General features: G+C 34.1%; 11 protein-coding genes. 2 read left to right on the top strand and 9 right to left on the bottom strand.

Annotated features, from left to right (window positions below):
* Positions 1-29: 29 nt before the first annotated feature.
* From PQ462_RS14015 to PQ462_RS14025, 3 genes are all read right to left on the bottom strand, one after another.
* Complete coding sequence (locus tag PQ462_RS14015; RefSeq protein WP_274250440.1) at positions 30-1658, bottom strand: hypothetical protein; 1629 nt, start codon at positions 1656-1658, stop codon at positions 30-32.
* A gap of 387 nt (positions 1659-2045) precedes the next feature.
* Entirely contained in the window at positions 2046-4232 is a 2187-nt protein-coding gene (locus PQ462_RS14020) for an alpha-L-rhamnosidase-related protein (protein WP_274250441.1), read from the bottom strand.
* A 483-nt stretch (positions 4233-4715) separates the two neighbouring features.
* The gene (locus tag PQ462_RS14025; RefSeq protein ID WP_274250442.1) at positions 4716-5534 is read right to left on the bottom strand and encodes an AraC family transcriptional regulator; all 819 of its coding nucleotides are present in this window, start codon (positions 5532-5534) and stop codon (positions 4716-4718) included.
* Positions 5535-5635: 101 nt separating this feature from the next.
* Between PQ462_RS14025 and PQ462_RS14030 the strand changes: the two genes are divergently transcribed.
* Complete coding sequence (locus PQ462_RS14030) at positions 5636-6850, top strand: MFS transporter (RefSeq protein WP_274250443.1); 1215 nt, start codon at positions 5636-5638, stop codon at positions 6848-6850.
* A gap of 157 nt (positions 6851-7007) precedes the next feature.
* On the opposite strand, the gene PQ462_RS14035 is transcribed toward PQ462_RS14030, so the two are convergent.
* Entirely contained in the window at positions 7008-7211 is a 204-nt protein-coding gene (locus PQ462_RS14035; RefSeq protein ID WP_274250444.1) for a SymE family type I addiction module toxin, read from the bottom strand.
* A gap of 164 nt (positions 7212-7375) precedes the next feature.
* Between PQ462_RS14035 and PQ462_RS14040 the strand changes: the two genes are divergently transcribed.
* On the top strand, positions 7376-7585 hold the full coding sequence (locus PQ462_RS14040; RefSeq protein ID WP_274250445.1) for a helix-turn-helix transcriptional regulator: 210 nt from the start codon (positions 7376-7378) through the stop codon (positions 7583-7585).
* Between the two features lie 67 nt (positions 7586-7652).
* On the opposite strand, the gene PQ462_RS14045 is transcribed toward PQ462_RS14040, so the two are convergent.
* From PQ462_RS14045 to PQ462_RS14065, 5 genes are all read right to left on the bottom strand, one after another.
* Positions 7653-8306: an RloB family protein gene (locus PQ462_RS14045; RefSeq protein WP_274250446.1), complete on the bottom strand. Its 654-nt coding sequence runs from the start codon at positions 8304-8306 to the stop codon at positions 7653-7655.
* Between the two features lie 2 nt (positions 8307-8308).
* Positions 8309-9688 (bottom strand): AAA family ATPase, encoded by a 1380-nt coding sequence (locus tag PQ462_RS14050; RefSeq protein ID WP_274250447.1) that lies wholly within the window; start codon positions 9686-9688, stop codon positions 8309-8311.
* A gap of 233 nt (positions 9689-9921) precedes the next feature.
* Positions 9922-11502, bottom strand: coding sequence for a sodium:solute symporter (locus tag PQ462_RS14055; RefSeq protein ID WP_274250448.1), 1581 nt, complete (start codon positions 11500-11502; stop codon positions 9922-9924).
* Positions 11499-12563 (bottom strand): Gfo/Idh/MocA family protein, encoded by a 1065-nt coding sequence (locus tag PQ462_RS14060; RefSeq protein ID WP_274250449.1) that lies wholly within the window; start codon positions 12561-12563, stop codon positions 11499-11501. Before PQ462_RS14060 ends, PQ462_RS14055 begins: the two co-directional genes overlap by 4 nt.
* Positions 12564-12714: 151 nt before the next feature.
* Complete coding sequence (locus tag PQ462_RS14065; protein WP_274250450.1) at positions 12715-15213, bottom strand: L-rhamnose mutarotase; 2499 nt, start codon at positions 15211-15213, stop codon at positions 12715-12717.
* Between the last annotated feature and the right edge of the window lie 253 nt (positions 15214-15466).

The raw sequence follows: 15466 nt of genomic DNA on the forward strand, positions 1-15466 counted from the left end.
CAGCCAAAATCTGCAAAATCTGCGTGAAATTATTTTTTCAATTCTTTTAATTTAGATTCCATTACATCTTTGTTCAGTTTGACTTTTACCATTCCTGTTGGATGAAATCTTCTTTTCAGATCGATTGCGTTATAGACTATGGTATAAACATCATTTCCTTCTGGGATTAAACACAAAGGCGTTCGCATAATATCCCACCATTTATCTACTTTGGTTTCTATTGGTAAATAATGTGCTTCTACCCAATTAATTCCATCTGCTGATAATGAATACGCAATCAAGTTTGGCAAATGATGCCCCCAGCCGTCTGGACCTCCGTCGAAAATCGCGATATACATTCCGTTTGGTAATTGACTTACAATTGGATTTTCTACGAATAAAGGATGCATTGTTTTAATGGGTTCCAAACCTTTGTTCATTCTTAACCAAGGACCTTCTAAACTTTTAGATTCGGCTAAAGCCACAAACCAGCCTTTTCCTGATTTCTTTGGATAATCTGCCCATGAATTGAACGGATACGCACCGCTGTAAAATCCGAAGTATTTATCGCCAACCTGATATGGAAAAAATGAAGCTACACCCTGACGACCTTCCCAAGGTTGAGAATCTAGTCCTGGTTCCATAATGATTCCCATATCTTTATAAGGCCCGCCAATTCCGTTGATTCCGTCTACAGTCGATTCACAACGCCATATTCTTCCGAATGAATGATTTGGTTCTATTTCTTTACTTACGGTATAAGCTAAATAATAGCCGTACCATTTGTTTGCTTTTTCATTAAAAACTGGCATATAAGACCAAATAGCTGCACGACGATCATTCATTGGATTATCGTCTTCAGTAACGGCGTAAGTTCCGCTTGCTTGGTAAATTGTAGATTCTCTTTTCCAGTGAATGGCATCTTTACTTGTCCAGTGTCCGATTTTGGTTTTTACTCGATCATAATAGTAATCAACGCCTTTTTCACCAGCTCTTTCCGTTGGAAACATATGATACGTATCGCCAACTTTTACGACACGTCCGCCTTCAAAACCTCCCTGAATACCTTCCGTTCCAGACATTCCCTCATCTATAACGGGTTTATTTTCTCCTCCAATAACTTCGAAAAGGGGTTTTTCATCTGAAAATCCTTCTACAATAAAAGTTGGATTCCAAAGTTTTCCGTCTGGTAATTTAGCATCTCTCGCATTCAACTGCTGGTCGCTTTTCAAAACTCCCAAAACAGCAAATAATCCTTTTTGATTTGGCAAAATAGTGTGAGTTCCTTTTCCGTAAGGAATTGCATAAACACTTACTGGCGGTAAGCCTGTAATTGTAACTCCGTTTTCAAGAATCTCATTATTATTTCCAATTTGATTGGGTTGTAGATATTCCGCATTTTTATCCTGAAAAATACCTATTAAAACTGTCACAGGTTCTTTAAATTTTAATTGTAATGGAGTATTAGTTCCGTTTTTATATTGATCTAAAGGAAGTTCAATTCCAGTCAAACCTTGCAATTCCGGAGCTAAACGAACGATATTGTGTTTGCTTCCTGAAAATACATGAGCGTATTGTGTGGTTTTGAACGTTTTGTAATTTGATTTTACAATTTCAAATGATGCTGGTTTCCATGCTGTGATTTGTGCTGTGGCTTGGATGCAAACGGTTAATAGCATTAAGAATGCTATTTTTAATTTGAAGCTGTATTTTGTGTTTTTTGAAAACATTGGTTTTTTATTTTTTATTAACTCTGAATTTCTTCAATCTTGTCATTTCGAGGAACGAGAAATCTTCGCGAGAAACTCTACAAAGATTGGCGACATTCGGTGCGGAGCTACTTGCGAAGATTTCTCCTTACGTCGAAATGACAAACTGTACGTGATAATCTTTGTGGTTACGAGTGTGATTTGCTTCGCCCATTCGCTATCGCTCGAGTCTCCTTCGTCGGAATGACAAACAAGAAGTTATAAGCTAACGGCTAATTACTAATTACTCATAACTCATAACTCATAACTCATAACTCATAACTCATAACTCATAACTCATAACTCATAACTCATAACTCACAAAGCCTTATAACTCACTTTATACTCTACATTCGGTTTTACAATCAATTGATATTTATTTTTTGCTAATTCTGTAATGGTACCTGAGTTTGTTTTAGGTTTGCTGGCACTTTCAAAAATCAATTTCCCTTCTCCTTCACCTGCTTTTACTTTGATTTCTTTGGTACTGCAATACACGGCAACTTCTCCGTTTGGAGTTGGCACTTTTCCTTCCATCCATTTTAAACCTCCTAAACTAGGTTTGATTTCGTATTCTGAATAACCCGGTGCGGTTGGTTTTACTCCTAAATAATATTTTCCTAGCAAATAAATCGGACTTGCGCCCCAAGCATGGCAAAGGCTTTTTCCGTAAGGGCGACCGTACATCGTTAAATGCTCTGTTCCTTTTTTGTTCGGATTGTATTCTTCCCAGAAAGAGGTTGCGCCTTCATTCAGCATTCCACCCCAATAATCTTTCATTTCTTTTAAAACGTAGTCTTGTTCGCCCATTGCGCACAAGGCTTCCAACTCGTAAAATCGCATATATGGAGTTGTGATTTGAAGAACATCTTTATTCAGCAACACTTTATTTTTCACACTTTGCTTCTGTTCTTCATTAAAGTAATTGAAGAAAATACCAAACATATTAGCATATCTGGTTACAATATCTTGCATTTTACCATCGATACGCTGGTGTTTCATGACGTTTTCTTTTTTATCCCAAAACACATCAAATAATTTCGTTTTTAAATCATCACCTAATTTTTGATATTGTTTTTGTTCTTCACTTTTACCAGCAATTTCAGCACTAACCGTCATAGCTTCTAAACTTCTTACTAAGAGCATTTGTTCAAAACTAACTTCACCCGTTTTCGGAAGTCCGTCAGCCCAATCAATAAAAACCCAATCGCCTTCTAATGGTTCAAGGAATCCGTTTTTATTTCTTCTATCTAAACAGAAATCCATAAGTGATTTCATTCTTGGATAAAAAGTTTTGATGAATTTCGTATCGCCTGTGTGCAAATAATAATCGTAAACACCAACAAACCAATACAGCGAATAATCCATTATGATATTTACGTGAGCCGTTACAGGATCTTTTCCGCGAAGTGCTAACAAAGTTCTTTCTACAGAAGCCGAATCAAAGAACAAATAATAATTCATTAAATAACTTTGATAAGCGTCGCCAGACCAAACCCAGCGGTCACGTTTGATTCCATCGATAAAAAATTCGCGGGACGTTAAGTGCATCGTGTAAGCCGACACATCCCAAATTTTGTTCAATTGTTCATCCGAAGATTTGAATGCGCCACGGTAATCTAATGGCAGATATTCATAAAGCATCGAAATTGAGTCATATTTTACCCCTGCGTCTGCTTGCACCTGAACATAACGAAAGGCTTTCGATCCATCATGCGTATAAGTTTCAGATTGTTTTCCGTCAAAAGATAAATGATCTAAAGTTTCGCATTTAGCAGAATCTAAAGCTTCTTCACGAGATTCTCCATAATACAATGCTAGTTTGCCTTTTCCTTTTAAACCGTGAATTTTAATATAACCGAAAGTTTCTTTTCCAAAATCTACTAATTGACCCGCTCCTATTTTTTCTGTTTTTTTAGCGCTTAAAGGTTTTGTCGTTAATTTGAATCCTGAAGGTTTATTTTCTGGTGAATTAAAATTCCAAGAACCAACAGGAACCCAAGGAGTACCAGATTGTTGTGCTTTTCCGGTTTCATCAATCCAAAGTTTATCTTCGTTGGTTACTTTCCAAGAAGCATCAGATTTCACATATTGACCCGAAATATAAATAGCCGGCAATACTTCCTGATTGTAAACTTTAAAAGAAATTTTGTGTTTACCGGCAGGAACTGTAATCGATTTTGGCTGTCCGTAAATTTGAACGCCATCTAAAAGTAATTGAAAAGGTCCTTCTGAAAAGATTTTTACCTCATCAGGTTTTGGAATATCTACTTCTGTCTGAAAAGTAACCAAAGCATACGGACTGTAATATTGCCAAAGCGGAGGAAATACGGCTTCACGTTCTGTACGTCTTACTTGCATTTTATTGCTTAACCAAACTTCAAAATCTCCTGGATACCAGATCCATGTCGCTTCTTTTGGTTTTTCTTGTGCAAATGACAGCGAACAGGAAAAAAGGGCAACAAAAAGAAGTAAAGTCTTAAAAATGGAAAAGCGGTTTAGCATAGTTAGTTTATTTTGGGACTAAAGATAAGTGTTATTTTTACATTTCACAAGCTGTAGTATCCTGTTATTTCATAAAAAACTATGATTCTTGATAAATTTTTAAGGGAAAAATTATGACTTATCACTTTTTTAGTATTAAAAAAAATGATGTTAGAATTTTATGGGACACGGATGAGACGGATTTTTTCTTTTTATACTATTAATAGCTTTGTCAAAGTTTTGAAATTAAGAATATAAGAAACTTTTATAAAGGCTTAAATTTAAAGCCAGCTTACGCATTTTTGTCATTTCGACGAAGGAGAAATCTTCGCAAGTAACTCCGCAACGAAAGCCCAATCTTTGTCGAGCTTCTCGTGGAGATTTCTCTTTCGTCGAAATGACAAAGATTGTGTTATTTTGGATAACTAAAAGAAAAAATCCGGATTAATCCGCGTCTTTACGAAGTAAATCCGTTTTATCCGCGTTCTAATTTAGGCTAACAATCTAAGCAATCATCTTTTCAGATTCATTTTCATCTTCTAAAATATAATTAGAAGGCGTTTTGCCCAAATGTTTTTTAAACATATAGATAAAGGCACTTGTAGTTTCGTAACCTAAGTTAAAAGCAATTTCTTTAATAGATTGTTTTTCGCCCAAACGTTTTATAGCTTCGAGTAATTTTAAACGAGTACGCCAGTCGCTGAAATTCATTCCCAATTCTTTTATGAATAATCGCGATAAAGTTCGGCTGCTCATAAAAGAAAGTTCGGCATAATAATCAATTGTTTGTTTACTCGAAACATCACTCATTAAAAGTTCTACCACTTTCTGTAGCCTTTCATCATTTGTAGTAGGCAAAAAAGTGGCGCTTGGCTCTATTAAAGCCAGTTCATCTAAAAAGACATAAATGATTCTTAATTGTGATTCTGTTAAGTTGCCACTTGTTCCAAAAGAAATGATTTTGAAAACCAACTGCTTTAAAAACATCGGAATATCAAACGAAAAACTCTTTTCTGGCAATCCTCCAATTGCAGAAGGATCAATAAAAACACTGTAATAGTTAACGTCTTTCTGAAAAGTAACCTGATGCTCTACTCCGCTTGGAATCCAAAGGCCTTGCAACGGATTTACAACCCAAATGTTATTGCCCACTACAACATTCATTACACCACGAGTTGCGTAAATCAATTGTGCTCTTGGATGCGAGTGGGAGATACACATTTCGTTGTTAACTGTTTCAGTATAACCTATAACTGGGATTGAGGAATCTACTTGATATCCAAAATCCGTTGCTACTCTATATGTCCGATATTGACTATTCATTGTCCAAATATAGCAATTCTGACATTAGTATTCTTTTAATCTTTGCAAAAAATAATACAGCTGTTGTTTTTTAGTCTAATTTAAAAATCAAAAAATACCACATGGACACTATTAAAGCAAATCCTGACATAGTTAAAAAAACCACTTATTCGATCTTATTTATCATTAGTTTTTCTCATTTAATTAATGATCTTTTACAGGCTGTTGTTCCTTCAATTTATCCGCTTTTAAAAGATAATTTCAGTTTAAGTTTTACTCAAATTGGTATTATTACTTTGACTTACCAAATGGTAGCGTCTATTCTACAGCCATTTGTGGGAATGTATACTGATAAAAACTCAAAACCATACTCGCTAATTGTTGGAATGTGTTTTACAATGGTTGGTCTTTTCTTTGTTTCAATCGCTTCGAGTTTTATCAATTTATTATTATCGGTAAGTTTAATCGGAATCGGATCTTCAATTTTTCATCCTGAATCTTCACGCGTTGCGCATTTGGCTTCGGGCGGAAAAAGAGGTTTGGCGCAGTCTATCTTTCAATTGGGAGGAAATGCAGGAAGTGCTATCGGACCTTTATTAGCTGCTTTTATTGTTATTCCGCACGGACAATCTTATATCGCTTGGTTTTGTATTATTGCGTTAGTGGGTGTTTTTGCTTTGTATAAAATTGCGATTTGGTACACGGCACATTTATCTGAAAGAAATGCAAATAAAGCTTCTCACCAAATCGAGACGCATCATTTATCTAAAAACCGAGTAATTGCTTCGTTGATTATTTTATTGGTTCTGATTTTCTCTAAGTATTTCTACATGAGCAGTATTACAAGTTATTATACTTTCTTCTTGATAGATAAATTCCATATTACGATTCAGCAATCACAAGTATATTTATTCTTGTTCTCGGGCGCTGTTGCAGCAGGAACTTTAATTGGAGGACCAATCGGAGATCGATACGGCAGAAAATATGTAATCTGGGTTTCTATTTTAGGTGTTGCTCCGTTTACTTTAATGTTACCTTACGTTTCTTTATTTTGGGTTGGAACTTTATCTGTAATTATCGGATTGATTCTTTCTTCTGCATTCTCAGCAATTCTAGTTTATGCAACTGAATTATTGCCCGGAAAAGTGGGTTTAGTCGCTGGTCTTTTCTTCGGATTTGCTTTCGGAATGGGCGGTTTAGGTTCTGCTATTTTAGGAAAAATTGCCGATGCTACTAGTATTGAATATGTATTTAAGATTTGTGCGTTTCTGCCTTTGATTGGAGTAATTACTGGGTTCTTGCCTAATTTGGAGAAGAAAAAGAAAGCTCAGAAATAATTTAATCTCGCAAAGTCGCTAAGACGCAAAGTTTTATTTGCAAAGCTTAAAAGAAAAACCTTTGCGTCTTAGCGACTTTGCGAGCAATTTTCAGCATAAAAAGATTTTTTCTTTATAAAAAACACACACAGTTCTGATTGAGAATTATGTGTGTTTTTTATTTCGTTTCAATTTCATTATTGGTTGTAATAATGATTTTATTTTGCTGATGTTCAATCGTTACGAAATTCCCGCAATTAAAACCGATTTTCTGAAGCCATTTTCCGCAAAGACGTATTTCTGGAAATATAACGTATCGATGATCTGATCTTGCAATATGTTTTGGCTGGATTTTTAATCGTCTTTTCGCTGATTGTTTCATTTTATTTTTTATTTCATTGAAACAAAAATAGTAAAAATTATACTACAAATAATATTTTTAAGACACTAAATTATTGTTTTAGGGCAATTTTGATGATTTCAACTATTCTTTTTCTTATATTTAAATTATAAGATATTTGCATGAAATATCAATAAATCAACATTGTGTCGAAACTTAAATTAAATAGAATAAAAGTTGTTTTGGTTGAAAACAATCGAACTAGCAAAGAATTAGCCATTCATTTAGGTAAAACTGTATCGACTGTCTCGCGTTGGTGCACAAATGAAGCTCAACCTTCTATTGAAACACTTTATGAGGTTGCTAAATATTTGAAGGTTGATATTCGGGAGTTGTTGGTTTCGACTGGGAAGTAACAAAAATTAGATGTATAAAAAAGAATGATAAAAAAAGCATAATATCCATATGAATATTATGCTTTTTTTACATCTTAATTAACTTCTCTACAATTTTATATACATGTGAACCTAATGATGTGGGAAAGTCTTCATTTTTCGCATTTAATCTTTTAGCTTGGTCAATAGCAATTTTTAAATGAGGAATAAATAATTCAGGTTTGGGATTACTTTTATTATAAGAGCCTAAAATTTCAGTTAGCTTAACATCAAGATAGTTTTTCTTTGAAGTTACCTTGGCATTTCTTAAAATTAATTCTAGTTCTTCTTCTTTATAATCAGAAACATTTTTAATGTGTAATAACAACCAAAGTTCGAAACAAGGGTTACTTACAGCAACGAACATATTGTCTAATTTCTTGCATTCTTCAATGATTTCAGGGATATTTTTCCATCTATCAGTGTCAATTACCATCCATAATTCGTCATGCTCATTAAAATTATATTCATCTTTAGCTTCCTTTTTTAATTTCTTAAAAACATGATTTGGAGCACTGTTTGTATCACTTTTTGGTCTTTTAAGCAAATGCAAATAAATTAAATCATCATTAAATTTTTCCGAATCTTTAAATTCTTCAAAATATATTTGTTCTGTATCATTTCCTTCAAAAGCTAAAACGATAATTTTTTCTTTATCTGCAAATCCACTATCTCGAAATAATTCTTCTCTTTCTCTAGGCATAATTACAAATTACTTTTATTTAATATTGTAAGTCTGCTTCTATTTCCAATACGAGGAATAGCCTTAAATCTGCCCAACAAATAATCTTTTCTAATTTCTTTATCAAATCTAATATTATAATCTTCAAGAGAATGCAATTTACTTGAACCAAAATTATCTTTTACTACAAACCAAACTTCATCCTTTCTTAACAACTTTTGAGTCAATAAAGAAGATTCATGGCTTGCTAAAATTAATTGACTATTAACATTGACTGCTTTTGATATAAATAAATCTATTAAATCATATATTAAATTTGGATGTAAACTTCTTTCCATTTCATCAATAATGAAAACATTATCTCCCTTTAGCAAGTCCATCATCAATGGAATAAAATCCATAATTCGATTAGTACCATCTGACTCGTCACTTGTATCAAATTTTTCTAATTCTTTTTTTCCTTTTACTAGATGCTTAGTCATGAATTTTTCATAAACTAAATCATTGTCTTTAACTGAGAGAAAATAAGTTGTATTCTGAATTGATAGAATAGATGCACGAAAATTTTCTGATTTTTTACTTAAAAGATCTTCCTTTATTCTATTTAAGATTGACTTAGGAACATCAACACTTTCAAAATCAACCTTTTCCAAACAAACACCATTTATACCTGTATCAAAATATTCTAAGAATTGCTCAAAAGTTGTAAGCAGTTCTTCATCTTGTTTTAATTCAAATTTAAGACCTTCGTTATATTTATCTTCAGGAAATATAACTTTTAACGAATTTTGAAACCAATCAATAACGTTTAATAAATCATCTATTTGTGAAACATTTTCTTTAACTTTTCTAGTTCTTATTTCATTCAAAAAAAGTTGATTATTAGGTGTTCCTTTTGCAATGAATTTCAAGAATTGTTGTTCTTCCTGAGATTTTATTTTTTTTGTTATATTGTCTAGGTCAAATATCTCTTCATCTTCAATATTTCTTTCAAAAATTTTGTTATCGTTTTTGATAGTTATTTCATATAACCATTCTTCTTTAATAATATCAGAATTAAATGTAAATCCATAAGCATAATTTTTACCTTTATGCTGTAGTTCATATTCGATTCTTGAATATTTATTTGCTGCTTGTAAATCTAATCTGAAATTTTGATAATCAATTTTTGTTTCTGATTTTGTTCCTTTTAGAACTAATTTTTGACCAAAATCAATTGCCTTTATTAAATTCGATTTACCTGATGCATTTGCACCAAATATAACAGAAGTTTTTAATAGTGAAACTCCCCTAATTTTCTTAGTTTTATGTTCACTTTTCAAAGTTCCTTTACCTGGTATTAATGAAAAAACCTGTCGATCACTAAATGACAAAAAATTCTCAACTGAAAACCTAATTAACATAATATACAATTTTACAAATACAAATGTAGTGATTTTTTCACATCCTAGACTATTAATATCTTATACAGATTATCTTGTCGTATGTTTAAAGTTTTAGTTATATCGTTTTTTGCATAAGTGAAAAATTAAAATCAAAAATCTGCATGTTTAAGAAAACTTATAAATGTTTAAATTAAAAAAAAAACGCTTTCCTTTTAAGAAAGCGTTCCAAATATAATTATCTTTCAAACTATTCAATTCCCATTAAAAACCAAATACAAAACCAAAATCACCAACCCCAACATCCCAAATAAAAGTTTCACCTTTTTGCTAGTTTTAGGAATATCCGTTTCATCTGAAACATTCACTTCAGGATTTTTATCGGTTAAAGAAATAATAACGGCTGCAATTAAAAGCGTAGCAAAAATGTAAAACGAAATCAATAAAAAGTGAGGCCAAACTGGATATTTATCTGCAGGTAAAATCCATAAATATAAAACTCCAACAAACAAACTAAACGCAGAACCCCAAGAAAGCGTTGCATTTACTGCTTTTTTGGTAGTGCGTTTCCAGAAAACACTCAAAAGAAAAACAACAGATAAAGAAGGCGCCAAGAAACCTAAAACCGCCTGAAAGATGTTGAATAAATTCTGCCCTTTTATATTGTCAATCGCAACAGCAATGAGAATTGCAAAAACACATCCAGCAGCAATTGTCAAACGGCCAATTTTAATCTGATCCTGAATCGTCGCCGTTGGGTTTATTTTCTTTACATAAATATCATTCGTAAAAACGGTACTTAAAGCATTTAACGAAGAACCAATTGTTCCTACTAAAACCGCAATCATCACACAGATTACCAAACCGTTCATTCCGCTTGGGAAAAGATTCGTAACCATGGTCATATAAGCCAAATCTGAATTGCTTCCTAATTCTGGATATAACGCATAACACAAAATTCCAGGAAGAATAAACAACGGCAAAGCCATCACTTTTAACCATCCAATAAAGTTTACTCCCAATTGTCCCTGCTCCAGATTTTTAGCTCCTAAAACACTCTGCACCATCGATTGATCGGTACAGAAAAAGGCAACCGCAGCAACAGGATATCCCAACAAAATAGCAGGCCAAGGATAATGCGCATCATCAGATGGACGAACTAAATTCCAAAAATTAGAAGGTGTTTTAGCAATTAAAACATCTATTCCGCCCAGTTTTTGCAAACCTAAAAAAGAAAGCGTCAATGAAACTACAATCAGCAGAATCATTTGAAAAACATTGACTTTGGCAATTGCTTTTAATCCTCCAGCAAACGTGAAAATTCCAGAGAAAATCACTAAAACCGTAACGCTCTGCCACATCGGAATTCCCAAAATCTGACGTACTAAAACGCCTCCGCTAAATAATCCTAAAGACAACCAGCTTACTAATATTTTTACCAAAGCGTACCAAGCCAAAATATTCTGGGTACTGTCGCCGTAGCGTTTTCCCATATATTCGGGCATGGTGCTTACTTTACTCGCAATATATCTTGGTGCAAAAACCATTGCCAAAAGCAGTAAAAACACAAATGCGTACCATTCGAAATTTCCTGCTACAATTCCCGTAGCGTAACCAATACTCGCAAAGGCCAATAATGATGAAGGCCCAACATTAGTTCCCCACATATTAAACCCGATGCTGTACCAGTTTAATGAATTTCCGGCCAGAAAAAGCGTTTCGTTTTTCTTTCTCTGCTTCATACTTACTACATATCCAATGACCAATAAAGCCACCAAATAACCCGCAACAATTACAAAATCGAGCGTGGTTAATTTATCGTAGATACTGTTCATAGTCCGTATTCGTTAAGAATATCGGCAATTTTAACCGGCATTCCAGTTTGCAAAGATTTATCCATTGCTTGTAACAAAGCCACAGTTCCAATTCCTTCTTCCATGTTTGGATAAGCTTCAAAACCTTGCTCGATACTATCTGTAAAATATTCTAAATAATTCTGGTATTCCCCGCCATGATGACTTTGTCCTTCAAAACGGAAATAATATTTTATCGTGCTATCACCCCAAGTAATTACTTTTTCTTCGCCAGTTTTGTCTGTAACGGCATAACGCAATTCATGATAATCAGCCTGACTTGCTCCTTCTGTTGCTCTCAGAATCGTACTCATTCCGCTGTCACGTTGTGCTGGCTGAGTTGGCGAAGTGTAAACACCGCTTACGCGAGCAATTCTACCGTCAGTTGCTTTGAAGATAAAATGCATCGTATCTTCATTCTTCAATCCTGCATTTTGTCCGTTACTGCTGATCATTCCGTACCCCATTACTTCCTGAATGTTTGGCAAATACCATCTGATGAAATCTACAGGATGGCTCAAACCTCCGTATAACCATTTAAACGATTGCAAAAGCGACCATTCTTTCTTTAAAAACCATCTATGATCGGCATGATATTGTGCTTCAATTGTAATTAAATCTCCAATTAAACCTGCTTCATAATCGGCTCTTTGTCTTTTGGCTGGTTCGAAAAAACGAGAACTTTGCCCAATGAAAACTTTCTTTCCTGTCGATTTGCTTAATTCTAGCAATTCTTTGGCATCAGAAAGATCATCGATAAATGGTTTTGTACAAACGACGTGTTTTCCGTGCAATAAAGCTTGTTTTACATGCTGTGCATGCAAGTGATCAGGCGTATAAATCGCTATAATATCAATTGACGAATCGTTTAATAAATCGTCGTAATTGGTGGTATACGAATGAAAATCGAATTCTTTTACTCGCTGTTTACACAATTCTTCGTTTCGGTCGCATATTTTAACTAGTTCTAGTTTTGAACTTTCGATTGCAGCCGACATTGTGCTTCGTCCTTCTCCAAGTCCCAGAATGGCTATTTTTAACATGGCATTTTATTATTTTTGATTGTTGATTAACGATTTTTGATTGCTGATTTGAATAACACTCGTTAATTTATTGTACTTAAAAATCTATATTTTTTTGATTGTTGATGTAGAAAAATCTAAAATCAACAATCGTTAATCTTAATTCTTAAATCTATACTTTATTCAAGAAAATCCAGGTTTCATCTGGTTTTGCGCCTTCAATTCCCGATTGGTATTTTTTCATTAAAGCGTTCCATTGATCTACTTTCGGATTATTTTCTGTTGTTTTCGGATTTAATTTATCCAGGTTTTCACCTTTCGGAATACTGATTACCAAGATCAATTGTCTGTCTTTCTTGAAAACCTGCAATTGCTGGAAATCAGCGTTACAGAAACCTTTGGCAACTTCTGGCCATTTTTCGAATTGCGTTTTGTGATACTCCACATATTCTTTTTGCAGTTTTTCATCTGCAGGAAGATTCGCTGTTAAAACAATATTTTCCCAATCCGATGCAGGTTTTGAATCTTTACATCTTTCGAAATTTTGGAAATCATAAACTAAATCTTCATATATTTTAATTTCTAAAGAAGGAAAAGCCCCCGCCAGTTTTCGTTTCGTCCTTTCGGGCTGATTCATTTTTCCGTAAATCACCAAATGATTTTTCCATTGGTACAATTCCTGACCTACAATTCTAAATCCAGTTAAAGTCGATTTGATTTTTTCAATATCAAAATCAGATCCTATCAATTCGATCGCATACGGTTTTGGCATTTCCTGCAATCCCCATTTTTCATCGATTACCACTTCTTTTTCTAAATCTTTATAAGGCGCTCTAATTCCCGCTGCATCTTTTATTTTAGAACTTACATACGGATCATTGTGTTCCCAAATATTTCCTTTCGGACCGTTATGGTTTTTAAGAATTTTCTTTTCGGCAATCCAGTTGTTTTTAATGGTAAAACCTTCACTTCCTTCATCGGTATACAAATACAGCCATAAAAACGGATCGTGCGCATACGGACTGTTATAAACCTTATCAATATAATTTTCTTCAATTCTACTTCCTGGCTGAGCCGAAAGCGTATAAATTCCCGCTACATCATGTAAATGTTTGGCATAATGATGAATTTTGTTTCCTAGAATTTTATTGTTCTGCATCACGTTTGGTGTGTGCGTCCAACCCCATCCCATTGCCATTCCGGAATACGATACATCCGAAATTTCGTTGTGTTCAATTGTAATGTTTCGAACAAATCCAGCGCTGATTCCTAAAGTTCCCCAATCTTCATTGGTTACGTTGGTTATTAAATTATCTGAAATCACTTCATCCGAACACATTTCTCTTTCGTCTTTTATAATTAAAGGCAAATGCGCTTCAAAAGCTTCTTCGGAGAAAATTCCAACATTGATGGCACTTCCGCCAATATCTTTAAATAAATTTCCTTTTACGGTATTATGATTTGTTCCTTTATTTAAATCTAAACCAGTCGAAGACAGATGCTCAAAACGACAAGATTCAAACTGAATATTATTAGCATAATTTACTTCAACCGCTCCGCGAGGCCTTCCCACCCAAGCCTGATTTTCTAAATTCGCCTGATTTGGCGTTCCCGGTTGTTTCAGTTTGTAAGCATCTAACAAATACAAACCGGACTGCAATGGCACATGACCTTGCTGTGAAGGACGAAGCCAGTTGCTGTATTGAAATAAAATTCCTTTAAATTGAAAATGATGTACAGGCGAATCGATTGTTCCTTTTACTTCAACTAGATTTTCTAAAACAGGCGCAGTTACAATTGCAGAATTAATATCTTCTCCAGCTCTCGGAACATAATAGATTTTAGCATTTTTCTTGTCTAAATACCATTCTCCAGGCTCGTTTAAAAGCGAAAAAGCGTTGTTTAAGAAATAAGCCGAATTTCCGTTGTTTTTAGAAATCCAAGGTGCTGGCCACGGATGTTCGCTTTGAATACGGCTTTCGGGTTCTTCAAACGAAAGTCGGGCGCTGTCTTTTTGTACTTCAATATTTTTGATTCGAAGATTAGCGTTCGACCACCATTGCACAATAAACATTTCCATTCCAGGTTCGAACTTAACCGACTTGTCTTTAAACGGAATCCAGCAGGTTTGCTCCTCATGATTCCAAGATAAAATACGTTCCATTGTAGTTCCAGCAGTATTTTTGGCTCTTACGGCTTTTTTACCGTTTACCCACAATTGTCTGTAATCAATTAGACTTCCTGCTTTTTTTGGAGCATCAGCTACCCAAACAGAGCCTTTTTTTAATCCGTTGATAACCGTTGTCGATTTTGTCCAATTTTTAATTTCGATTCCACCGCTTATAATTGGTTTTGCATTTACATCGGCTTCAATTGTTGTCGGACTTTCTGCTGTTCCAGAATCTTCTGGTCGTACAAATAATGGTTCGTTTAAATAATACATTCCATTCATTACTATGATTCGGATTCCGTCTTTTATCGATGGATCTTTTAAGCGACGAAGTTCTCTCGCTTTTCGCATTGCCATGTGAACTGTTGCCAGCGGGTTTGATTTTGTTCCGAGGTTTGAATCTTTTCCTGATGGCGAAACCCAAATTTCAGCGCCACTTGCCGAAAGTGTGAATACCATTAAAAAAACAATCAGTAATTTGTTGAAAGGAATTAAACGCATTATTTATAGTATTGATTTTTTTCTTGAGATAAAATTACGAGGCATTTATTTAAAGCGCTATAATTTTTACAAATAAATGTATTTTTAACACTTTTACCAAATAACTGGGACAATTTAAAAGAATATAAAATGACAAGCATCCTGTACCCTCCTGTACCAGTAAGCATTGCATTATTTTTTGAGTTAAAAAATGAGATAATGATTTTAAACCATTCCTCATTAAAAAAATCAAATTCACAAAAAATGTGTTATA

It is taken from the genome of Flavobacterium sp. KACC 22758 (genome assembly GCF_028736135.1).
GTDB classification, from domain to species: Bacteria; Bacteroidota; Bacteroidia; order Flavobacteriales; family Flavobacteriaceae; genus Flavobacterium; species Flavobacterium johnsoniae.